The sequence below is a fragment of the Idiomarina aquatica genome (assembly GCF_004362895.1).
Lineage (GTDB): Bacteria > Pseudomonadota > Gammaproteobacteria > Enterobacterales > Alteromonadaceae > Idiomarina.
Map to the genome: position 1 here is coordinate 1 of NZ_SNXI01000021.1, position 22,017 is coordinate 22,017.

General features: G+C 50.9%; 21 protein-coding genes. 14 read left to right on the forward strand and 7 right to left on the reverse strand.

Annotated features, from left to right (window positions below):
- Positions 1-84: 84 nt before the first annotated feature.
- The 3 genes from DEU29_RS11975 to DEU29_RS11985 are packed head-to-tail and all read right to left on the reverse strand — an operon-like array spanning position 85 to position 2,354.
- The gene (locus tag DEU29_RS11975) at positions 85-552 is read right to left on the reverse strand and encodes an efflux RND transporter permease subunit (RefSeq protein WP_279513252.1); all 468 of its coding nucleotides are present in this window, start codon (positions 550-552) and stop codon (positions 85-87) included.
- 3 nt (positions 553-555) lie between these two features.
- Positions 556-1,692, reverse strand: a complete 1,137-nt coding sequence (locus DEU29_RS11980) for an efflux RND transporter periplasmic adaptor subunit (protein WP_133540594.1) — start codon at positions 1,690-1,692, stop codon at positions 556-558.
- A 26-nt stretch (positions 1,693-1,718) separates the two neighbouring features.
- Positions 1,719-2,354, reverse strand: a complete 636-nt coding sequence (locus DEU29_RS11985) for a TetR/AcrR family transcriptional regulator (protein ID WP_166635917.1) — start codon at positions 2,352-2,354, stop codon at positions 1,719-1,721.
- A gap of 511 nt (positions 2,355-2,865) precedes the next feature.
- On the opposite strand from DEU29_RS11985, the gene DEU29_RS11990 reads away from it, so the two are divergent.
- Positions 2,866-3,375, forward strand: a complete 510-nt coding sequence (locus tag DEU29_RS11990; protein WP_243734592.1) for a PaaI family thioesterase — start codon at positions 2,866-2,868, stop codon at positions 3,373-3,375.
- Positions 3,372-3,863 (forward strand): PaaI family thioesterase, encoded by a 492-nt coding sequence (locus DEU29_RS11995; RefSeq protein ID WP_133540596.1) that lies wholly within the window; start codon positions 3,372-3,374, stop codon positions 3,861-3,863. Before DEU29_RS11990 ends, DEU29_RS11995 begins: the two co-directional genes overlap by 4 nt.
- A 106-nt stretch (positions 3,864-3,969) precedes the next feature.
- Here the strand turns inward: DEU29_RS11995 and DEU29_RS12000 are convergent, their stop codons facing one another.
- From DEU29_RS12000 to DEU29_RS12015, 4 genes are all read right to left on the reverse strand, one after another.
- Positions 3,970-5,052, reverse strand: coding sequence for an aldo/keto reductase (locus DEU29_RS12000; RefSeq protein ID WP_007103160.1), 1,083 nt, complete (start codon positions 5,050-5,052; stop codon positions 3,970-3,972).
- A 75-nt stretch (positions 5,053-5,127) separates the two neighbouring features.
- On the reverse strand, positions 5,128-5,712 hold the full coding sequence (locus DEU29_RS12005; RefSeq protein ID WP_133540597.1) for a TetR/AcrR family transcriptional regulator: 585 nt from the start codon (positions 5,710-5,712) through the stop codon (positions 5,128-5,130).
- 44 nt (positions 5,713-5,756) lie between these two features.
- Complete coding sequence (locus tag DEU29_RS12010) at positions 5,757-6,425, reverse strand: cupin domain-containing protein (protein ID WP_007103158.1); 669 nt, start codon at positions 6,423-6,425, stop codon at positions 5,757-5,759.
- A gap of 47 nt (positions 6,426-6,472) precedes the next feature.
- A complete protein-coding gene (locus DEU29_RS12015) occupies positions 6,473-7,093 on the reverse strand; it encodes a glutathione S-transferase family protein (RefSeq protein ID WP_007103157.1) in 621 nt (206 codons plus the stop codon).
- Positions 7,094-7,342: 249 nt separating this feature from the next.
- Between DEU29_RS12015 and DEU29_RS12020 the strand changes: the two genes are divergently transcribed.
- The 12 genes from DEU29_RS12020 to DEU29_RS12070 all read left to right on the forward strand — a co-directional run bounded on the left by DEU29_RS12020 (position 7,343) and on the right by DEU29_RS12070 (position 21,933).
- On the forward strand, positions 7,343-7,894 hold the full coding sequence (locus DEU29_RS12020) for an acyloxyacyl hydrolase (RefSeq protein WP_133540598.1): 552 nt from the start codon (positions 7,343-7,345) through the stop codon (positions 7,892-7,894).
- Positions 7,895-8,183: 289 nt separating this feature from the next.
- Positions 8,184-8,597, forward strand: coding sequence for a hypothetical protein (locus DEU29_RS12025; RefSeq protein ID WP_133540599.1), 414 nt, complete (start codon positions 8,184-8,186; stop codon positions 8,595-8,597).
- A gap of 70 nt (positions 8,598-8,667) precedes the next feature.
- Positions 8,668-9,057: a hypothetical protein gene (locus DEU29_RS12030; protein WP_133540600.1), complete on the forward strand. Its 390-nt coding sequence runs from the start codon at positions 8,668-8,670 to the stop codon at positions 9,055-9,057.
- Positions 9,058-9,177: 120 nt separating this feature from the next.
- Complete coding sequence (locus DEU29_RS12035; protein WP_133540601.1) at positions 9,178-9,807, forward strand: recombinase family protein; 630 nt, start codon at positions 9,178-9,180, stop codon at positions 9,805-9,807.
- A gap of 41 nt (positions 9,808-9,848) precedes the next feature.
- The gene (locus DEU29_RS14015; RefSeq protein ID WP_166635918.1) at positions 9,849-10,004 is read left to right on the forward strand and encodes a hypothetical protein; all 156 of its coding nucleotides are present in this window, start codon (positions 9,849-9,851) and stop codon (positions 10,002-10,004) included.
- 108 nt (positions 10,005-10,112) lie between these two features.
- Positions 10,113-10,685 (forward strand): conjugative transfer protein MobI(A/C), encoded by a 573-nt coding sequence (mobI, locus tag DEU29_RS12040; protein ID WP_133540602.1) that lies wholly within the window; start codon positions 10,113-10,115, stop codon positions 10,683-10,685.
- Positions 10,686-10,861: 176 nt separating this feature from the next.
- A complete protein-coding gene (locus DEU29_RS12045; RefSeq protein ID WP_133540603.1) occupies positions 10,862-11,806 on the forward strand; it encodes a helix-turn-helix transcriptional regulator in 945 nt (314 codons plus the stop codon).
- Positions 11,807-11,816: 10 nt separating this feature from the next.
- On the forward strand, positions 11,817-14,075 hold the full coding sequence (locus DEU29_RS12050; RefSeq protein WP_133540604.1) for a type I restriction-modification system subunit M: 2,259 nt from the start codon (positions 11,817-11,819) through the stop codon (positions 14,073-14,075).
- Positions 14,075-15,442: a restriction endonuclease subunit S gene (locus DEU29_RS12055; RefSeq protein ID WP_243734595.1), complete on the forward strand. Its 1,368-nt coding sequence runs from the start codon at positions 14,075-14,077 to the stop codon at positions 15,440-15,442. Before DEU29_RS12050 ends, DEU29_RS12055 begins: the two co-directional genes overlap by 1 nt.
- A gap of 111 nt (positions 15,443-15,553) precedes the next feature.
- Entirely contained in the window at positions 15,554-16,687 is a 1,134-nt protein-coding gene (locus tag DEU29_RS12060) for a Fic family protein (RefSeq protein ID WP_133540606.1), read from the forward strand.
- Positions 16,688-16,768: 81 nt separating this feature from the next.
- Entirely contained in the window at positions 16,769-19,807 is a 3,039-nt protein-coding gene (locus DEU29_RS12065) for a type I restriction endonuclease subunit R (RefSeq protein ID WP_133540607.1), read from the forward strand.
- 26 nt (positions 19,808-19,833) lie between these two features.
- Positions 19,834-21,933 (forward strand): GmrSD restriction endonuclease domain-containing protein, encoded by a 2,100-nt coding sequence (locus tag DEU29_RS12070; RefSeq protein WP_133540608.1) that lies wholly within the window; start codon positions 19,834-19,836, stop codon positions 21,931-21,933.
- The last annotated feature ends 84 nt before the right edge of the window (positions 21,934-22,017 follow it).

The following is a 22,017-nucleotide window of genomic DNA, read 5'->3' on the forward strand; positions in this document are numbered from 1 at the left end:
ACTTTGCTTTGCTCATTGCAGTGTCCAGTATCAGCGTGGGTTCGGTGATCTGATCAACGCTAACCGGGAAAGTTCCCTATTTATTCAACAAGGCCCCAATGTTCCCTTACTGGCATCAGGAGAAAAAAGGACTGGAACCATCAAAATATTGGTGGACTGAGATTGCACTTGCACACCCAAATCGCGAACAATTTGCGGTAGCGTCGAAATAGCCGCTTGCACTCTATTGTTAATATTGATTTCTGCTTGATCGGGGTCGGTGCCCATGGCAAACGAAACCGTTATTTGGAGCATGCCTGAATCGGTACTGGTTGATTCCATGTAAATCATGTCATCAACACCGTTTATCTCTTGCTCCAACGGCGCTGCTACAGACTCAGCAATTACATCTGCGCTAGCTCCCGGATAAGTAGCACTTACGACTACTTGTGGCGGCACAACATTCGGGTATTGTTCAATCGGTAACGCCCGCAGCGCTACGATGCCAATTAGTACAATAAAGATGGAAATCACTGAGGAAAAAAGCGGACGGTCAATAAAAAATCTAAACATAGATTACTCCTGCTCATCTGCATTAGTTGGGTCAACAGTTGCCCCGTCCGACAGAGCTACATGTCCGTTTATTACAAGTTGCTCACCTTCATGCAATCCATTAGTAATCACTTGTTGGCCATCAATTTCCGGGCCTAACTCAACCTGTCGCTGATCTGCCTTGGCATCATTGATAATATACACGAATGGCCCGTCAGGACCCTGACTGACTGAGGCAGGATCAATTAAAAATGCTTCGTCGTAATGTTCTAATAGCACCCGAACACGAACTAACTGACCAGGCATTAACAAATTATCTGGGTTAATAAATTCAGCGCGCATGACAACACTTGCCGATTCTTCGTTAACTCGGTTTGCTACAAAATTAATTTTGCCTGATTGCTCGTATTCGCGTCCATCTGGCATTATGAGCCAAGCTTTTTGGTAAGCATCGATTTCTGGGGCTTGATGCATCCGCCAGCGGCGGGTTGTCGCATCCGCTTCCGGTAATGAGAAATGAGCGTCTATCGGATCGACTTGTGTAATGCGAGTTAAAATCGTCCCTTCATCGACTAAATTACCCTCAGATAGTGATTCAATACCTGACATTCCAGCTACTGGTGCTTTGACTTGCGTATAGCGCAAATTGCGTTCTGCGTCGGCCAAGGATGACTGTGCTTGCGTAACCCGCGCAGCGGCAGCCTTACTATTACTTTCGGCTTGCTCATATTCGCGACGACTGGTTGCGTCTTGATCGTAAAGTTCTTGAATGCGTTGCCATTCGCTTTGTGCTTGTTTATTCGCTGCGGTAGCATCGACTAGGTCTGCGCGTGCGGAATCCACCAGAATTTGATAGGGTTCAGGGTCGATCTGGAATAGAGCTTGCCCTTGCTCAACTGCATCTCCTTCAATAAATCGGCGTTCCATCAGAATACCGGAAACTTGGGCACGAACGTCCACTTCACGCGCCCCACGCAAACGTGCAGCAAAGTGACCGAAATGTTTAATGTTTTCAGCTTTAACGGTAGTTATGGTTACCGGAACCGGCGGCCGTTCTTTATTCTGCTCACCTGGCTCTCCGCTACATGCGGTTAATAAGCTTAAACAAAGCAGTACAGTGGCTGGCCATGCTAAGCTCCGTTGTGTAAGTAATGCTTTCATTTATGTACTCCATTTTCTCATTATGCTTATCGAACCACGATGTCATTCAGTGGATGCAGCAAGATGCCTTGTGTATATACTTGAAATAGAGTTGCAACCCTTTGTTCAACAGATCGCTGTTGCGGTAATGGCTTGGGCATCATTGCCGCTCCGTGCATCATGTATGAGCAAATATTCATTAGCTCCTCTACTTCAATGTTCCTGCATTCATAGCGATCCGCTACTTCGTGAAACAACTCCAACCACTTTTCGTGATTCTTTTTCATAAGACTTAAGTACGCAGATTCCGCTTGGTCTCGGAATTCAGCCCGCTCTTGAGCAAACAGTTCAATAACTTCTGGGTTATCTTCAAAAAAATGGAGATACGCCAGCATTACTGCTTTTACTTTTTCCAGTGGGTCGTCGGCACTATCTAGTGCCCATTCTCCATGTTGAGCCAGTGCATTTAAATGATGATCAATAGTGGCTCTGAATAACGTTTCCTTACTTGAGAAGCAGCGATATACCGTGCCTTTACCAACACCGGCTGTTTCTGCAATTGTTTGTATGTCAGTCAACTTGTAGCCGTGCTGCGAAAAAATTTGTGAGGCTGCCCTCAGAATCTCGGATTGGCGTTCTTCAACCGTTTTATGTGTGCGTTTTTTCTTTTCGAGCCTATCCAATTTATGCCTCCCTTTGATATGGACTGACCAGTCAGTCCATAATTATAAATAGCCAATATCGAATGTCAATAAAAGTTTTTAGTAGGTATTTTTATCGAGCTTACGTCACAAATTAGACTTCCAAATATATCTCAGCGTTTGGCAAGCGCCGATAGGCTATGAGTTGTCGCTGTCTTAATAGCGACCGCGTTCGCGCTGGGTTGGCTGTGCTGACTGATCGAGGGCTCGCTCCATTTTACTGCTCGCTTGCAGGGGCAATCTGTCTATAAACACAGGATTAAACACCTCCTGAACATGCTTGTTTAAAGACCATTAGAGCAGCTATCAACAGGCTCGTTGCAATGGTGTTGAGCGAGTAGACCGATACCATTTCCTTTAGCTTAACAAAGTGTTGACTTTTAGTCGGTTAATCAACCAAAATCTTGAAACAACGTTATCCACAAAAGAAGGCCTTGACAATGATTTATGAATATCCACAAGCTCCCATAGCTTGTGTAGCTGCGGGAAATGTATGTCGGGCTGGACAGAAGATCTGATGAACGAGCTTGAAGAAAGTCGGTGTAGCGACGCTGTGACGAAGGCGTGTCAGTTCACCGAACAGGTTCCTCACGTTAGGGATCTTGGCATACAGGTTATTTCGGTAGACCGAGGGCAAGTCCGTCTGCGTATAACTCCGCAGTCATGGATGTTCGCGCAAGAAGATACAAAAGAAATCTGCACCAGCATACTTTATTCGCTGGCAGACTCCGCCGGAGGCTTGGCCGTAATTGCACGGGTAAGGGAGTTGATGCCCATTGCTACGCTGGATCTGCGCATGGATTATTTGCGTCCTGCCAATGGCGGCCTGTCCCTGTTGGCTGTGGCTACCTGTCGTCATTTAACAGACCAGATCGCGTTCATTGATTGCGATATTTTCTGCGAGGCTGATAGCGAGTTGTTAGCTACGGCAAAGGCCACCTTCATGAGAAACACTCATGGACAGCAATTCCACTCAGATGGATTAAAGAAGAACAGCGTATGAGTAAGACAGATGATTTGGCACAACAAAGATCGCGCGCTGCAGAAAGTAGGGAGAAATGTGCTGACTGGAAAGCTCTGTTGGAGCGTATTCCCTACGCACAGCACCTTGGACTTCAGGTACAGTGCGGTGATGCAGTTGTATTGGTTTACTTGCCGTGTAATGAAACGCTGATTGGCAACTTCATGCTACCAGCCCTCCATGGCGGTGTAGTTGGAGCCCTGATTGAGCTCACCGCGCGGGTGGCTGCTCAAAGCCGGGATACAGAAAAACGTTGCCCACGTATCATCGACAGCCACATAAACTATCTTCGTTCCGCTAAGGCCCGATCGACTTTCGCGCGCGCAGAAATTGTTCGGCAAGGCAGGCGGTCCAGCTTAGTTAGCGTGACCTGTTGGCAGGGCGAAGAAAGCAAACCGATCGCTAGCGGTCAAGTTCAGTTGTTACTCCCGACAATCGCCGCCGAACAAGAAGAACTTCATGACTCATAAGGGCTTCAGTCCTGAACACAGCGAATTCTAGTCGCTAACGATTTCATCATTGAACGGCTGCGCCGCTAGGGCGCAGAGAATTGTGTGCAGAGGATCACCATCGAATTCAGAACTTAGAAGAATTTCGGTACCCGGCCATCATTTCCATCATCCAGCCCGGGTACTCCTCCGGTATACGACTCACCTCGTCCAGAGCTTTACGCTCGTCATCAGAGAATCGGATCTGTGCTGCCCGGATATTGGCTTTCAGCTGCTCTGGTCGCTTGGCACCAACGATAATACTGGAGACAGACTCTTGGTGAAGTAACCAGGCTAGTGCAATTTGAGCCACACTGACCGGTTCTCCGTCAATCTGCTTTCCGTCGGCCACCTCACGCATTACTTTTATAATGTCTCTGCCCCGTTCACGGTTAACTGGAGGAAAATCGAATTTGGCACGACGGTTCTCCTCGGACACGTCAGGACCCTCGTATTTGCCGGAAAGATAACCACCGGCTAGTGGACTCCACACCATCAACCCTACCTTTTCCGACGATAGCATGGGGATAACTTCCCGCTCCAGCTCGCGGCCAACTAGGGTATAGTAGGCCTGCAGCGAAGTCACTGGGCACAGATTTCGGGCCTGGCTAATACCGATGGCCTTCATGACCTGCCAAGCGGCCCAGTTGGACAAGCCTACATAACGCACATACCCCTGTTGTACCAGGGTGTTGAGTGCCTCCAGCGTTTCTTCGATTGGAGTGGCCGGATCAAAGCCATGGATCTGGTATAAGTCGATATAGTCAGTTTGCAAACGACTTAGGCTTGCCTTGCACTCGTTCATGATGTGGCCACGGGACGCTCCACGGGCATTGGGCCCCTCGCCCATAGGGCCGAGCACCTTGGTCGCCAAAACGACATCCTCTCGGCGAACACCGAGGTTTTTCAAGGATTGCCCGACGATAAGCTCACTAGCGCCGAGACCATAAATGTTAGCCGTATCGATGAAGTTGATGCCGGCCTGCAGGGCTATTCTTACAAGCTCGTCAGCTTGCTCCTGCCGCAGTTGCCCAATTAGACCCCAAATATCTTCGTCACCACCAAAGGTCATGGTTCCAAGACAGAGTTCAGAGACCATCAATCCGGAGTTTCCGAGAGCTCTGTAGCGTATATGATTTTGTTCGAAGTTCGGTATTTTATCAGTGGTCATGTTACACCTCTTTATAACAGGTTAATGTCCCGACTTATTGTCGGGTCTTTTCATTAGAACTCAGATGTCAATCAATTATTCTTTCCGAGCACTTTGTCGGCATCTACCCAGCAACATTTGTATTGCAGCATCAAACGGCGCCGTGTCTTGTGCTGTGCGAGCCGCTAGGTGAGCTCCTTCCAACATTGCTAATGTCGCACAGGCTTCTTCTTCGGGAGCAGTAATGAGCGAAATGGACCTGTCTTTCAGACCCAGTTCAAAATTGCTTTTAATCCATTTCAGCAGCATTGCTCGAACCGCACCAACCCGTATCACAACCTTTTCGGAAATGCGTTCTCGGCATATTGAAAACGCAACGCAAAGGCAGACAGTTTGGCCTCCATTCAGTGCCTCTCGGTATAATCTGATGAGAGCCATCAGACGTTCGTCAGCGCTAAGATGGTCGTTCTCTATTTCAGCTAGGCGTTCTTTCAAACTGGTGTGATACCGAGCGATCAGATGATCGGATAGATCCGCCTTAGTCGGAAAATGATAATGAATGGAAGCCTTTCTAATGCCAACGGCTACAGCAAGATCGGCATAGCTAAACCCATCAAAGCTCCTTGACCGAGCGTTGTACTCTGCGATGTCAAGCAGGGTTGTTCTTGTATCACGGTTCATAAATATCTAATGGTTGATGTAGTTAGTGTTTAGGCCCCGGTCAATTACACCTCGGGGGCCCTGACAAACCGAAGGTGCCCAGTCTTCATCCAGATTTTCGCCCCAAGGCCCCCAGCTTTTGCTGACAACGCTTCTCCCTCGGGTAGGCGCAGCCAAGCATTCTTACTCAATATATCATCGTTTATCATGACTTCGCCGTCCAGTATTAGCATCTCAATCCCGCCGACTGCGTTAGAATTCAAAGTAGCGCCGGAGTCAAGCTTGTGGAATGTCACCGCTTCTCGCCCGTCCTCATGTAGGAGCGAGGTGGCAACCCCCTCCACTGACGCATTCAGTTCCGCTTCCATGTTTTTTTTGAATTGATTTCGATCCTCAGGATCGAACTGCCAGAGCTTGACAAAAATTGTACAGCCCTCGGCAGAGCCGGGCACATGAGATGTCGTCGGAGGATTCCGCACATAGGTTCCCGTGGGATAATCCCCGTGCTCGTCCTGAAACACCCCGTCAAGTACGATGAATTCCTCGCCACCATCGTGAGTATGCGCAGAGAACTGGCTGCCTGGCGCATAACGCACAATACTGGTGGCACGAGCCACCTCGTCACCGATGCGATCCAACATTCTACGCTCGACCCCCTTCACTGGCGAAGGACGCCATAGCAGCTGGTCGGTATCAATAACTACGGATTTTGTGAAATCTGCATTTATTTCCATGCTGTGTCCTTTTGTTAATTTGTCTGACAAGCCATAAGATACAAATATCAGCCATTAATCGACGGTCGGGCCGCTACCCGGTCACGCCAGGCCCTAAGAGCGCGTAGGTTCTCGGGAATTTCAACCTTGGCAAACTCCGCAAATGCTAGTCCAGCATAAGCTGTGATATCCGCTACCGTGAAACGATTACCTGCGACAAAGTCACTTTCTGTGAGTACTCCGTCGAGATAGGTCATGGTCAACTGGGCGACCTCTTTCTGCTTACTACCCCAGTCAGGACATTGCCATGTCTCAAGATCGGGCCCTAGGCCCTGAGTTGCGTGGTGAAAATACGCGCCCACCGCATTCATCAATCCGGATTCAGCACGAATATTCATCATCGCGATAACTGCACGCTCTTTAGATGACGTGCCTGTAAGGGATGGTCCGTCAAAGATACCGTCCAAGTATTCGGTTATAGCATTACAATGCGCAATGCAGGTGCCATCGTCCAGCTCTAATAATGGTACGGTGGCATCAGGGTTTTTTGCCTTGAAAGCACTGGTTCTGTGTTCACCACCCATTACATCTACTGGGACAAATATCACTTTGTTGGTGGCACCTTTTTCCGCAAGGGCGATGCGAACGCGAAGTGGGTTCGGAAACCCTGTGGTTTCATAAATTTTCATTTGAACACCTTTATTGATTAATAACCATTTGATGATTATTCTACCTTCTGATAGGTAGTTAGACAAGAAGCTATTATATTCTCTCGTTTTGGCTTCTTTCAAAGAGTCAAACGGAGTCCCACAGGCAATTTTGAGTTGAAGACCGTGTTGTAGTTGCTGCCGATCTATTTACATACATTCACGTATGTATATATAATTTCATTTCTGGTTTGGAATGCTCTGCCGGATTGTAGGCAAAGTGGAGGGTGCATGAGCAAAGGATTTTTGGCATTAATTGTGGCTATGGTCTTTGGTTTTTTGGGGTTGATGAATTCAGCATCAGCACAGGCGGACGAGTGGCATATGGCGGGTTCGTACTCAACGGATCAGTTGCGTGGTGCACGCGTTGGGTACCGGGTTACTGATATCCGGCTGTCAATATTGGAGGATTGGACGTGGTTGGGAGATCCAAAGCTGCATATTGAAGGTGCGTTAAACAATTGGCAAAACTCCAATGACCGTTCAGATAATGTTTTTGCGTTGACGATTAGCCCAGTGTTGGCATGGCAGCTTACCGATGGGCCTCGTCCGCTGTATGTGGAAGCCGGTATTGGCGGCAGTTATCTGGATGGCACGCGCTTGGGCGACCGACGTTTATCCACGCGTTTTCAGTTTGAAGACCGCATTGGGTTAAGTTGGCAGTATTCGGCTTATTCAAATGCACGATTAACGCTGGCATACGTGCACTATTCAAATGCAGACATTGATAGTCCTAATGATGGCCTCGATTTTTTCGGTTTAACTTGGAGTAATACCTTCTAATTGGGAGTTACGTTCTATTAAATTGTAAGGTTGTTTACCGTAAACTGCTTTTCTAAAGTCTTTTTCACTCCTCACATACCTCTGGTTATGGCAGATCAGAGCTAAGTTTAATGCGAACGATAACAACTCAGCCTCCCTGACGACGAGTTCTACCGCACGGTCAGTGGTGCCTTACCATCCTGGATGGTGATGTATTTTCCTCCCGGCACTGTCGTCCAGGATGGCGAACCGCTGCCGTACCCGCAGCTTTACGAGCAGGGCCAGCGACTGATGTTCAAGGAGCCAGATCATGAGTGACTGGCATGATGAACTTGAGTTCGTGCTGTTGCCGCTTGAAGACGCCAAAATCGATAGCAACTGCATGACCTCTGTGATCAGCAATGCTCTGAGTGAGCAAGGCATCTTCCATCAATGTCGTATTGGATACGCAGAGGACCGACTGAGCCGAATGGCCACCGCTCCCCATTGCTGGATCGAGCTCGAACAGGGCTGGTGTATTGATCTGCGGCTCAGGCATTGGCTGGGCGATGAGGACGACCTCCCTCACGGTGTATTCCAGCCATCCAGCTACCCCAGAGTTCGATACCAAGGCAGTGCGTGGCTGGTTCCACGCCTGGACGCGGGAGATTTGAAGACGATGACGAACGATGTCTACGACAAAGTGAAACTGCCATGGCTGGCCGGGCGAGCCAGAGCGGCCTGACGCCGGTCAAAACTTGCATTTTCTCAGGTTCTGATAGCTTTGAAGTAAAGAGCTATCGGGGACTGAAACCATGGTGAGGGTAACAAAAATAGTAGCAGTGGGGCTCGCCGGGATCGGCGTTGTGGAGCTCACCTTTAGGGGTGCCGATGCAGCGCTATACGCATGGTATCTATTGTTCGTGCTCTGGGTGGTCGCACTGTTCATAAGCTTCGCACTGGCCGCAGTCGATGCTTACAAGACGGTTTTCGCCAAGGGACCCGATGGGCAAATGACGTTTCCTGAATTCGATAAAAAGATGGCGTCGTTTAGTCGAGGCGGTGGTAGGGAAGAAAACGGTCCAAGCAGCACGACAACCTCGGGCACCAGGAGTCAAGACGGCACTGGCGATCCGTTCGATGACTTCAGAGTCAATCCGATCCTCCGAGAGGATGATCCGTTCGGGGAGTTTTTCGACTCTTGAGGTGGTTCCTTTTGGGTACACATCAGGGGAACCAACTATTCAGGCCGCTCAACATGAAAAGGAACCATTTAAAACAGACCGGCCAAACGGAACCACTTATAACAGACCGAGGAGGCATTAATGTTTATACGCGCCTATTTGAGAGCATCTACCCAGGAACAAAATGCCGAGCGGGCCAAAGCATCGCTAATCCAGTTTGCCGAGCAACACGGTCAGCGCATTGCTGCCTTTTATAACGAGAACGTCTCCGGTGCCACATTGCATCGCCCCGAACTGATGCGACTGATTGCCGAATCTGGTGAAGGTGACATTGTGCTGGTAGAACAGATAGACCGGCTTGCACGCCTTAAACAGCAGGACTGGGATACGCTCAAACAGAAGCTGGCAGCCAAGCGGTTGGCGATTGTCTCGCCCGAGCTGCCAACGAGTTGGTTGGCACTGGACAAAAAAGACGATACCGGCTTTACCGACTCTATCTTGCAGGCTGTCAACAGCATGATGCTCGACATGTTGGCAGCGGTGGCCCGCAAAGATTACGAGGATAGGCGTCGACGCCAGAACCAGGGTATCAACAAGGCCCGCAGCGAGGGTAAGTATCAGGGGCGCCAACCTGATCTGAAGAGGCGACAACACATCGCCAGTTTACTGTGCACCGGCCATAGCTATAGTGAAATCCAGGACATCCTGGGTTGTTCGCGCCATCTGATTGCCTCTGTCGCAAAGGAACAAAGGCAGTCAGATGCAGCATAGGCTGCAATTTGCAATCAAAGAACGAAAACAGGAGAACTCACATGATCGATATGTCCGTCACACTCATTGCTTTCCTCGGCTTTGTCGCCGTTATCTTGGCGATCTGCGGCATCACATACCTGAATGCTGAGAAGCTGGAAGCATTTCTCAACCGGAAGTTTAAAGCACGCCGCCAGGTCGATAAAAATTCCAGATAATCTGGGGTAAACGGCTACTTTTGCCCAAATTGGCAAATTACAGACCCGTGGGTTTGTCTCTACTGCCAGTAGCATTTCTCTCGAATATCAACCAACAGGAGAATGCTAATGAGCAAACCCAAAACCATTCAGGAAATCACCGATAAGTGGCATGAGGTGGCACGCGCCGGGGAGTTTGACCATCACCAGGGGCGCCGAATGGCGCTTGATCAATGCAGACAGTATCTGCAATCGCTATCCAAAAGCCTGGATATGGAGCGAGCGCGCCTACGCTATCTCGCTCAGCGACTGTCAGACCATTTTTGGGCACATAATGAGGCCCATCGAACCAAGGAAACGAGAGGCTACCCTGGCCATCACGGCTGCCGGGTGAGAATGCTGCACGGTAGCTTGGAAATGCATTGGTATTACAACACCTTTGTAAGAGTGAAAAACGGTAAGGGGCATGCGGTTTTCAGTGAACACATCCGCCGAGCCCTGAAACACCGGTACTCAAAACCCGCATTTAACCGCGCTCACGACTGGGAAAGGCCCATCATTGAGGAGACCGAATCCGGTTTTGAGATAGTGCGTATCATGAATGCAAGCCTCACTCACATGCGCCGTCTCGTCAGAGCAAACCTGAAGCAGTTGGACAGTTTGGAGGCGCACTTCGATGGCCTTCAGCCCCCAGAATCCTAAACAAAAAACCATTCAGGCCCGTCCCCTTCCGGCGGGCTTTATGCACCCATTTTTCCATCTGGAAAGGAGCCAAAACTTTCACATGTGAAAGTTCTATAGGACAAATCAAAATGATTGCATGATATCGGTTTGTGTAATAAGGTGGCTAATCATATTTAGTCAAAAAAGGTGCGAACGTGCCGGGAAACGCCGCCTTAAAGCTCGAAAATCACTCACACGCCCAGCGCGAGCGCTTGGCGTTCATTGATTTTTGCCTGCAATACCACGGCTCAGTGGGCCGAAGTGAGCTAATGGCGCACTTCGGCACCGCAGTCGCCTCCAGCACCCGGGACTTCACTCTCTACCGTGAGCTAGCCCACGAGAACCTGATCCTCCGTCACGAAAACAAGCGCTACTACCGTACCGACAACTATCAGCCTCTGTTCCACCATGAGCCCCATGCCGCCTTGAAAACCCTGGCTCACGGCTTTGGCGACGGGCTATCGGTGACTCCTGGCCAGTCTGGTTTCTGTGAGGATGCACCAGATCTGATCGCGCCACCACAGGATGTGCTGGCGACAGTGAGCCGGGCAATAAGCCAACAACAGGCTGTGCGGATGACCTACCAGTCCCTCAGTTCAGGCGCTAGCGAGCGTGTGGTTGTGCCGCACAGCATCGTCAACAACGGCCAGCGTTGGCACATGCGCGGCTACTGCCGAAAACGTGGTGCATTCCGAGATTTTGTGTGCAATCGCATCACCAGCGCCCATATCTGTGAAAAGTCCATCGATAAAGCGGATATCGCAGAGCATGAGCATCAAACGTCGGATTCCGAATGGAACGAGCAACTGACCTTAGAGCTCATCCCGCACCCGTGTCACAGCCACCCGGAGGCTATTGCGCTGGATTTTAATATGTCCCGGCAGAACAACCAGCCGGTTCGACAGCTCAGCATCCGTGCCGCTCGCGCTGGCTACCTGCTACGCCATTGGAACGTGGACTGTAGCCCCGATCATCGGTTGCCAGAGCAGGAATATCACCTGTGGCTGCGTAACCACAACATTCTTGAACACTGCGCTAACGCTGTCCTGGCACCTGGCTATGTCGACACGCATGGCAAGGCAGCGGTAACTATTAAATAGCGAGAACAGCATGCAACAAAACCATCATCAAAACCTTGTCGGCTTCATCTGGAACATAGCTAACAAACTACGAGGCCCCTATCGGCCACCCCAGTACCGGCGGGTAATGCTGCCAATGATCGTCCTGCGTCGTTTTGACCTGGTATTGGCGGAAAACCAGAAAAAGGTACTGGCTGAGAAGGAACGCCTGGAAGCCCGTGGCATAACCGGCCCTGCACTGGAAAAAGCGCTTTCACGCATTGCCACCAGTGGCCGCAAACAGGAACTGTTCAATACCAGCGGCTTCACCTTCGATAAGCTACTGGCTGATCCGCCGAACATTGCGGGCAACATGATTGCCTACATCCAGGGTTTCTCACCCCGCGCTCGGGACATCTTTGATAAGTTCGATTTCGAGGCGGAAATCGCCAAGCTGGATGAGGCCAACCGCCTTTTCCTGATTCTCAAAGAGTTCTGTAGCAACGAAATTGACCTCTCACCCAAGACCCTCAGCAACCTACAGATGGGCTATCTGTTCGAAGAGCTGGTCAGAAAGTTCAATGAACAGGCCAACGAAGAGGCCGGGGACCACTTTACTCCCCGTGAAGTCATCCGGCTGATGGTGCAGTTGTTGTTTACCGATGAAGAAGGCATCTTCGCCCCAGGCATTTACCGGAGTATCTACGACCCCACAGCAGGTACCGGTGGCATGCTCTCGGAAGCTGAAAAGTACATTTGCGGTGACGGTACCCATGAAGGATTGAACCCCGATGCCCACATCGAGCTGTTCGGCCAGGAGTACAATCCGGAATCCTACGCCATTTGTTGCTCAGACCTTCTGATCAAAGACGAACCCATCGACAACCTCATCTATGGGGACACGCTGGGCGTGAAAGACGCCAAGAACAAAAACAACGGCTTCGTACCTCACGATGGCCACCAGGAGAAGAAATTCCACTACATGCTTTCTAACCCGCCTTTTGGGGTTGAATGGAAGCCGGAAGAAGATTTCGTTCGTGAGGAGTACGGCGACCAGGGCTTTTCCGGGCGCTTCGGTGCCGGTCTGCCCCGAATCAATGATGGCTCGCTACTGTTCCTGCAACACATGATTTCCAAGATGCACAACCCGCCGAAACTGGTGGATGGCATTAATGAAGGTGGTGACGGCTCGAAGATTGCCGTGGTTTTCAACGGCTCCCCGTTATTCACCGGTGATGCCGGTAGTGGTGAGAGCAATATTCGACGCTGGATTATCGAAAACGACCTGCTCGATGCCATCGTGGCCCTGCCGGACCAGATGTTCTACAACACCGGCATCTACACCTACGTCTGGATTGTCAGTAATCGCAAGCCCGAACACCGCCGTGGCAAAGTGCAGCTAATCGACGGCACCCGCCATTACAAAAAGATGGACAAAAGCCTGGGTAACAAGCGAAATGAGCTGGCTGAGGAGCATATCCGCGAACTGGTTCGCCTCTACGCCGAACATCAGCATGAGGCGACCTCCGTAGCGCCGGTACATACCAAAGGATCATCAAGACCGACCGGAACCGAAACCCGTACCGTCAGCAAGATCTTTGATAACCACGAGTTTGGCTATCTGAAAATAACAGTGGAACGCCCTCTACGGCTGAATTTCCAGGCCAGCTCTCAGAGAATTGCTCGACTCGACGAGCAGCGGGCCTTTGCCAACCTGGCTACCAGTAAAAAGCGTAAGGACCAAGCGGCCTATCAGGCGGAAATTGAGGCTGGCAAACAGACTCAAGCTGCCATCAAGGACCTGCTCGAAGAACTGGATGGCGACACCTTGTACCGGAACCGGGATGAATTCGAAGCCTTGTTGAATAAAGCTTTGAAAAAAGCCGATCTCAAGGTGGGAGCTCCAGTCAAGAAGGCAATACTGGCCGCGCTGTCAGAACGAGACCCACAAGCCGACATTTGCCGTGGCAAGAAGGGCAATCCAGAGCCAGATCCGGAGTTGCGCGATACTGAGCACGTGGCTCTGCCCGCCGATATCAGCCTGCCCTTACCGCTGAAATACGACAACGAAACCGGTCATGACAAGCTGCTTGCGTTGGTAAAGGACCATTGCGAGGCCTATTTGGCCGCTGAGGTGTTGCCGCATGTGCCCGACGCCTGGATTGACCACAGCAAAACCAAGGTTGGTTACGAGATTCCGCTGAACCGACATTTCTATGTGTATGAGCCACCACGCCCATTGGAAGAAATCGCTGGTGAGATTAGTCAGTTGGAAAAAGAAATTCTTGGTATGTTGGCGGAGGTAGTTTGATGGTTAGCTACCCAAAATACCTTGAACATCAAGCAACAAAATATCCTTGGATTGGAGACTTGCCCAAGAGCTGGTGTGTGCGGCGCCTCAAAGAAGTCGGCCGTTTATTCGGCGGAGCCGGCTTTCCACACGAATACCAAAATATGCAAGATGAGGAGCTCTACTTCTACAAAGTTGGAGACCTGCGGCTTTCTGAAAATGGTCGGACTTTACTTGCCTCACCGCACACCGTTAGCAAAGACACAGCACAAGTATTGCGGGCAACTATTGTTCCGAAGGGAGCAATTGTTTATGCAAAGATTGGTGCAGCGCTTTTGCTAAATCGCCGGCGCATGACTACAGCATCATGCTGCATTGACAACAATATGACTGCCTATGTTGTCGACGCAGAAAAAGTGATTCCAGAATGGGCTTTCTATTGGTTGTCCACAATTGATTTTGGGGAACACGTAAATCCCGGGGCTGTACCTTCGCTAAGTGAAGCCTACCAGTCCATTCTGCCTTTGCCTGTTCCACCATTAGAAGAACAAATAGCTATTGCTCGCTTCCTTGATCACAAAACTGCTCAGATTGATGCACTGATTGCCAAAAAGCAGTCTCTTTTGGACAAGTTGGCTGAGCAGCGTGGCTCTTTAATTAGTCAGGCCGTTACCAAAGGCCTTAATGATGCTGTTCCCATGAAAAAATCTGACGTCGCCTGGCTCGGTGAGATTCCGCGGCACTGGGAAACGAAGCGACTTAGATTTCTTATGACCATGAGCGGGGGGCTTACTCCAAGAACATCCGAACCAAGATATTGGGGAGGTGACATTCCATGGGTCAGCCCAAAGGATATGAAAAGTGAGCGGCTATCAAGCTCAATCGACACGCTTACTGAAGACGCGCTCAACGAAACAACGCTTCGTCTTTACCCGCCAGGTAAAGTTCTTATTGTTGTCAGGGGTATGATTCTTGCGCACACCTTCCCTGTAGCCGTGAATGAAGTACCCGTAACTGTAAACCAGGATATGAAAGTTCTGGAAACAACGATGAACCCCGAATATCTAGCGGTCCTCTTGCGAGGTATACAGAGCTTGGTGCTCAGTATTGTCGAAGAATCCGCACACGGTACGAAAGTGTTACGCACAGATCTTTTGAAAAATATGGTTTTGCCGGTACCTCCGCGTGTGGAGCAAGACGAAATTGTTAGTGAGGTGGGCAGAATTTCTTCAAGAATTGACAAAATGGTGAGCACGGTTACGGCCGCAATCACCAAGCTTCAGGAATACCGCTCTGCCCTGATCACCAACGCCGTCACTGGAAAAATCGACGTGCGGGACTTCTGCATACCCGCTACCACTGAGCAAAAGGAGGTTGCCCATGGCTGAACCTTGTCTCCACCATTGCGAGCATTCCCTCGTCATGGTCTTCAACCCGATTTTGATTTGGACCGGCGACCATTTTGCTGAGGTCAGCAAAATGGTTTGGGAGGCCAATTCATGAAGTTGGAAGACTTTAAAGCAGGCCATTGGCAACAGCGCTATCAGTACAAGAGCTTCGAGCCGGAACCCATTAACCATGATTGGGTGTGGGAAGATGCTTCTATCAACGTGCTGCTGGAGAAAGCCAACAGAGCTCTCGGCGAGCTGAATGCGTTTTCGCTGATTGTGCCGGATATCGACCTGTTTATTCAGATGCACGTGGTCAAGGAAGCACAAAGCTCCAGCCGTATTGAGGGTACACAGACCGCCATTGATGAAGCGCTGCTACCAGCCGAGCAGATTTCTCCAGAAAAACGCGATGACTGGCAGGAGGTTCGCAATTACATCGAGGCGGTGAACTCAGCTATTTCCCAGTTGGCCAACACTCCGCTGTCCAACCGCTTGCTCAAGCACACCCACGAACTTTTAATGCAAGGCGTGCGCGGTGAGCATAAGTTACCCGGGGAGTTCCGCAGTAGTCAGAACTGGATCGGCGGTTCCAGCCTCGCTGACGCAAGTTTCATCCCGCCTCACCATGATGGTGTCGTAGCCATGATGGGGGACCTTGAGTTGTTTTGGCACAACGATCAGATTCAGGTACCGCACTTGATCCGAATAGGCCTGAGCCACTACCAGTTTGAAACTATCCACCCGTTCCTGGATGGTAATGGCCGTATCGGCCGGTTGCTCATTCCGCTCTACCTCGTCAGCCATGGATTGCTGAATAAGCCGTCGCTGTATCTGTCGGACTTTTTTGAGCGCAATCGTGCCAGCTACTACGACGCGTTGATGCAGGTACGGACCAATAACAATGTCATCCATTGGCTACGGTTCTTCCTCAATGGTGTGGCGGAGACGGCGACTCGTGGACGCGATCTGTTCCGGGAGATCCTGGCTCTGCGTGCGAAGGTGGAGCAGGACGTGTTGGGTTTGGGAAAACGCGCCCCACTAGCTCGCGAAGCGTTGAATGTGCTGTACCGTCAGCCAATCGTGAACGCAAAGCAGCTTGAAACTGCCTTGGATATCACCACCCCCACGGCTAACGCGCTTATTAAGGCATTGATGGAAAAAGGTATTTTGGTCGAGATGACAGGGCAACAGCGCTGGCGAAGCTATGTATTCGATCCTTACCTTAAGCTGTTTTTAAGTTAAAGTAATTTGGTTATCTTTAACTTAGAGGAAGGATAAGTTAAAGCTGCCATGTAGCCAGAACAAGAGTAACAGGACAACAACATGCACAAAGAAATCGACTTTGAGAACGCCATAGAGCAGGCGCTGATCACCCAGGGTGGTTATCAGAAGGGAGATCCCACCAGTTTCGATGCTGAAACCGCCTTGTTCCCGGCGGATGTCGTGAGCTTTGTGCAGAAGACACAACCCAAGATCTGGGAGCGGTTGAACAACCTGGATTCGAGCAAGGCCGACAGCATGCTCTTGGATGCGCTCACCAAGGAACTGGCCGCAAAAGGCGCCCTGACCGTGCTGCGCGAGGGCTTCAAGTGCGTCGGCAAGTCGGTGAAGCTGGCTTATTTTGCTCCCAATACCAGTATTGATACCGGCGCGGCTGAACGCTACGCCGCGAACAGGCTGACCGTGGTTCGTCAGGTACATACAAAGACCGGTGCAATTCCGGACATGGTACTGGCTGTGAACGGCCTCCCAGTTGCCACATTGGAGCTGAAAAATGCCATGTCGGCGACCGGGTGGACCGTTGAAAATGCCAAGTCCCAGTACCGTTTCGAACGAAACCCCAAAGACCCGCTGTTCGCCTTCAAGAATCGCTGCCTGGTGCATTTTGCAGTAGATACCGAGCAAGCGTTTATGACGACCCACCTGGAGGGTAAGGATACCTTTTTCCTGCCTTTCAACCGGGGGTTTAATCACGGCGCTGGCAACCCGCCGATGGAAGGTGATGTCCGTATCGCCTACCTCTGGGAAGAGGTGCTGGAGCGGGACAGCCTGATGGATATCCTCGCCCGTTTTCTGCACCTTCAGGTGGAAGAGAAAACAGTCGTGACCGAAAAGGGAATCAAGCGGCACCGCAAGGAAACATTGATCTTCCCACGGTACCACCAGCTGGATGCCGTAAGGTCTCTGACCCAGCACGCAAAAGCCAAGGGCCCCGGCCATAACTATCTGGTACAGCACTCTGCGGGTTCCGGTAAATCCAACTCCATTGCCTGGTTGGCTCATCGTTTGTCCAGTCTGCACGATGCTAACAACGAGAAGGTATTCCATTCCGTGGTGGTGATTACTGACCGCCGGGTACTCGACCAGCAATTGCAGAACACCATCTTCCAGTTCGAGCACAAGTTGGGCGTCGTCCAGAAGATCGACGAGAATACTCAGCAACTGGCCAAGGCGCTGGCTGACGGCGTGCCGATCATCATCTCGACGATCCAGAAATTCCCCTTCATCAGTCAGGCCATCCGCACGCTGGAGCAGAAAGGCAAAGGCATTTCAATTTCGACGGAAGGCAAACGCTTTGCGGTGATTGTGGATGAGGCGCACAGCTCGCAGAGTGGCGAAACGGCTATGGAGCTGCGGAAGATCCTGAACAAGGATGGCATCGAATCAGCCATTGCTGAGCAGTTGCTGGATATGGAGGACGAGAACCTTAGCGAAGAGGCTAAAAAGGAGCTCATCCGTGAGCAGCTCAAACGTGCTAAACAGCCTAACCTGAGCTTTTTTGCGTTCACAGCTACCCCCAAGTTCAAGACCATGGCCGTGTTCAACGAGCCGGGACGAAACGGCGAAGCTCCGTTCCATCACTACAGTATGCGGCAGGCCATTGAAGAGGGTTTTATCCATGACGTTTTGGCCCACTACACCTGCTACAAGCGTTATTACAAGCTGATCCAGAAGGTGGAGGATGACCCTGAAGTGCCGCGCCGCAAGGCAGCGCGGGCGTTGGCTCGCTTTGTTTCCTTCCACGACTATGAGATAGCGCAGAAGGTTGAGGTGATCGTTGAGCACTTTCGCACCCATACCCGCCACAAGATCGGTGGCCGGGCAAAGGCCATGGTAGTGACCAGCTCTCGTGAACATGCGGTGCGCTACAAGCTGGGCTTCGACAAGTACATCAAATCTAAAGGCTATACGGATGTGAAGTCCCTTGTAGCCTTCTCGGGAGAAATCGCTCTCAAGGAATATGCTGACAAGACATTTACCGAAGTCGGTATGAACGAGGGCATCAAAGAGTCTGAGCTACCGGATAAATTCAACACCGAGGAATACCAGGTGTTGCTGGTTGCTGAAAAATACCAAACCGGCTTTGACCAGCCACTACTTCACAGCATGTATGTGGATAAGAAGCTCTCAGGCATTCAGGCGGTGCAAACGCTGTCACGGCTTAACCGAACGGCCAGGGGCAAGACAGATACCTTTGTCCTGGACTTCGTGAATGAGCCGGATGAAATCTACAAGGCGTTCAAACCCTATTACGAGGTGACCACCAAGGAAGAGGATACCGACCCTCAGCAGCTCAATAACCTGGCCCACACCCTGTCCACCTGGCAGATTTTTACGGAGGGTGAGGTGAGCGCGTGGTGCGAGATCTGGTTCCGTAACCGACTGAACCCGACGGGCGGCGAACACAAGAAGCTGAACAGTCTGATTGACCTGGCTGTCGAGCGTTTCAAGAAATTGAGCGAGGAAGACCAAGCCCTGTTCAAGGGGCAATTGGTCAGCTTCCGTAACCTGTACGGTTTCGTTGCCCAGATTATTCCTTATCAGGACTCGGACCACGAGAAGCTGTACACCTATTCCCGCTTCCTGCTCACCAAGCTGCCTTACACCGCTGATACGCGCACAGTGCAGGTTGATGACGAGGTAGAGCTGAAGTACTACCGGCTTCAGAAAATCAGTGAAGGCGCCATCGACCTGAAAGTAGGCGAGCCGGAAGCCCTCTATGGCCCGACCGAGGTCGGTACCGGCCAGGCAGAGGAAGAGGTGCAGTTATCGACACTGGTCGACAAGCTCAATGAGCGATTTGGTACAGAGTTTACCCCGGCGGACCAGCTGTTCTTCGATCAGGTGAAGGAAACCGCCGTTGCCAACGAGCAGCTTCGCCAGGCCGTTATGGCCAACAGCCTGGAGAACTTCGAACCGGTATTTAACAAGCAGCTTGAGAACTTGTTTGTAGAGCGCATGGACGGCAACGAAGACATCTTCATACGCCTGATGAACGACGAGTCCTTCCGTAATATCGCTTCTCAGTACCTGATGCGGGCTGTGTATAACCAGGTCAAAACCAGCGTTGAATCGCAGTAACAGAACAAAAAGGGATAACGTCCGTTATGAAAGCTACAGAAGCCAAGTTGCTCGACTTCCTGAAGAAGTCGCCACAATTTGTCATTCCGATCTACCAGAGAACGTACTCCTGGTCGGAACAGCAATGTCGCCAACTGTGGGACGACATTATGCGAGCCGGTACCAACGATGGTATATCAGCACATTTCATTGGCTCGGTGGTCTACATCGAGAAGGGGCTTTATCAGGTGTCCAGTCAATCACCATTGCTGGTCATTGATGGGCAACAGCGACTGACTACCACCATGCTGATTCTTGAGGCGCTATCTCGATACCTTGGGAACACAGAGCCTCTGGAGGGGTTTTCGGCTAAGAAGCTGCGCAATTACTACCTGCTTAACCCGTTGGAAGACGGCGAGAGAGCATACAAACTGCTATTGACCCAGACGGACAAAGAGAGCCTGCTGGCGTTGGTCACGCAAAAGCCATTACCTGATGACGGTTCTCTTCGAATCCAGGAAAACTTCGAATTCTTCAACAGCCAAATTGATCGGCTTAACGGGGAGCTGGAAACCCTCTGCCGAGGCCTTTCAAAGCTCATTATCGTTGATATTGCGCTGAGCCGAGATCAGGATAATCCTCAACTCATTTTTGAGAGCATGAATTCCACGGGTAAAGCTCTGAGCCAAGCTGACCTGATCCGGAACTATGTGCTGATGGGACTGGAGCCGGAGCATCAAACTCGACTCTATCGCGACCACTGGCGTCCGATGGAGGTGGAATTCGGACAAGAAGGCTATGGCGTTTATTTTGACAGCTTCATGCGCCACTACCTCACGGTTAAAACCGGGGAAATTCCACGGTTAGATGAGGTATACGAGGCTTTCAAACAGCATTCACGTCGTGCCGAAGTGGCGAGTGCTGGTGTCGATTCATTGGTCGCTGAAATACATGCTTTCGCCCGGTATTTTTGTGCAATGGCATTGGGGAAAGAAACAGATAAACAGCTCGGAATGGCATTTAAGGACCTGCGGGAGCTAAAAGTCGACGTGGCATATCCGTTTCTACTGGAACTTTACCATGATTACCAACAGGACAATCTGTCCCGAGATGACTTTCATAGCGCTATTCGGCTGATCGAGGCTTATGTGTTCCGTCGTGCCGTTTGTGCCATCCCCACAAACTCGCTGAACAAGACCTTTGCGACCTTTCACAAATCATTGCAGAAGAACCGTTACCTGGAGAGCGTCAAGGCTCACCTGCTCGGTTTGAAGTCATACCGGCGTTTTCCGAATGACGAAGAGTTCAAAAGGGAACTGGCAGTACGCGATCTCTATAATTTCCGCAGTCGGAGTTACTGGTTACGCCGCCTGGAGAATTTCGAGCGCAAGGAACGGGTTCCGGTCGACGAATACACGATTGAACACATCATGCCGCAGAATGAGAATCTGTCTGTTAGATGGAAGGATGAGCTAGGTCCGGAATGGAAGCGTGTGCATGAAACCTGGCTGCATACGCTGGGTAACCTGACTCTTACGGGCTACAACTCAGAGTACAGCGACCGAGCTTTCATCGAGAAGCGCGATATGCAGGGCGGATTCAAACAAAGCCCTCTACGGCTCAACGAGGGCCTGGGAGCTGTAGAAGCATGGAATGAGGACTCAATTAAGAATCGGGCCGCCAAGCTGGCCCAGGAAGCGGTGCGGGTTTGGGCGGCTCCGGTATTGCCGGACGAGATCCTCGATACCTACCGCAACGTGGCCGTCAAACCAGAAGCCTACAACGTTGAGGATCACCCTCAACTAGCAAACGGGACCCCAATGCGCGCTCTATTTGAGCAGCTCCGAAAGGAAGTCCTGGCGCTCGACCCGAGCGTCACTGAAGAAGTCCTCAAGCTCTATATAGCGTTCAAAGCCGAGACGAACTTTGTCGATGTGGTCCCGCAAAAGACCCGTTTGCGACTGTCTCTGAATATGCCGTTTCACGAGTTGAGCGATCCGAAAGGGATGGCTCGTGACGTGACCAACCTCGGACGTTGGGGAAATGGCGATGTGGAAGTAGGGTTAAGTGAGGAATCTGAGCTGGCCTATGTAATGGGGCTCATTCGACAGGCGTTCGAAAAGCAGATGGGGAACGATGCTGATTGAGCAGTGGGAACAGCGCCCCGGCAACTGGGGCGGAAAGTAGTGGCTGGATGATGACAATGAGTGAGAGTTCTCCAACAGCGGTCG